A 1,321-nucleotide genomic window follows, 5' to 3' on the forward strand; every position below is an offset into this window, starting at 1 on the left:
TGAACCGCGCCGGGTTTGTCGGAGGCTCCAACTCCTGAGAAGGTGGAGCCATGACGAGCAAGACGACGAACAAGTTTTCGCCTGAGGTGCGGGTCCGCGCGGTGCGGATGGTGCTGGACCACGAGGGCGAGCATCCATCCCGCTGGGCAGCGATCATGTCGATCTCGGGCAAGATCGGCTGCACAGCGCAGACGCTGAACGAGTGGGTCAAGAAGGCCGAGGTCGATACTGGCCGCAAACCCGGCCTGACCACGGATATAGCGGCCAAGCTCAAGGCTCTGGAGCGCGAGAACCGGGAGCTTCGGCAGGCCAACGAGATCCTGCGCAAGGCATCGGCATATTTTGCCCAGGCGGAGCTCGACCGCCCGTTCAAACGATGATCGCGTTCATCGACGATCATCGTGGGGCTTATGGGGTCGAGCCGATCTGCAGGGTGCTGCCGATCGCCCCGTCAACCTACCACGCGCATGCCTCGCGGCGTTGCGATCCGGCCAAACTCTCGATCCGGGCGAGGCGCGATGCCGTCCTGTTGCCGGAGGTCCAGCGGGTTTTTGACGAGAACTTCCAGGTGTATGGCGTGCGCAAGGTCTGGCGACAGATGAAGCGAGAAGGGCACCAGCTCGCTCGCTGCACCGTGGCACGCCTGATGAGAAGCGCGGGTCTGCACGGTGTGATCCGCGGCAAGCCTATGCGCACCACGGTGGCCGACAAGGCGGCACCGTGCCCGCTCGACCATGTGAACCGGGTTTTCCGTGCGCCGGCGCCGAACATGCTTTGGCTCTCGGACTTCACCTATGTCAGCACCTGGTCGGGCTTCGTCTATGTCGCCTTCGTCATCGACGCCTATGCCCGTCGCATCGTCGGCTGGCGCGTATCCCGGACCGCACACGCCAGCTTCGTGCTCGACGCGCTGGAGCAGGCCCTGCATGAGCGACGGCCCGTCCATCGCGGCGGCCTCGTGCATCATTCCGACAGGGGTTCTCAATACGTCAGCATTCGATACACCGAGCGCCTCGCCGAGGCCGGTATCGAGCCCTCCGTCGGCAGCGTCGGCGACTCTTACGACAACGCTCTCGCCGAGACGATCAACGGCCTCTACAAGGCGGAGCTCACCCACCGGCGCGGACCCTGGCGAAGCTTCGAAGCCGTCGAGTTCGCCACGCTGAGCTGGGTCGACTGGTTCAATAATCGCCGGCTGCTGGAGCCTATCGGCAACATCCCGCCGGCCGAGGCTGAAGAACGCTACTACGCCATGCTGGACGAGCCAGCCATGGCGGCGTGACTCAAACGAAATGGCCTCCGGGAAAACCGGCGCGGTTCA

Annotated in this window: 1 protein-coding gene and 1 other annotated feature; the gene reads left to right on the plus strand. The window is 64.3% G+C overall.

From position 1 onward, the window contains the following. Positions 1–50 precede the first annotated feature (50 nt). Positions 51–1,282 (plus strand): IS3 family transposase gene (locus FHS55_RS23200; RefSeq protein WP_183192230.1). Its coding sequence is split into 2 segments (ribosomal slippage): positions 51–342 and positions 342–1,282, totalling 1,233 coding nucleotides; the frame shifts between segments, so codons are not numbered across the junction. After that, positions 335–451: a sequence feature (AL1L pseudoknot), on the plus strand. It overlaps the preceding gene by 117 nt. Positions 1,283–1,321: the final 39 nt, after the last annotated feature.

Origin of the sequence: Ancylobacter tetraedralis (genome assembly GCF_014195655.1) — a bacterium.
Taxonomy (GTDB): domain Bacteria; phylum Pseudomonadota; class Alphaproteobacteria; order Rhizobiales; family Xanthobacteraceae; genus Ancylobacter; species Ancylobacter tetraedralis.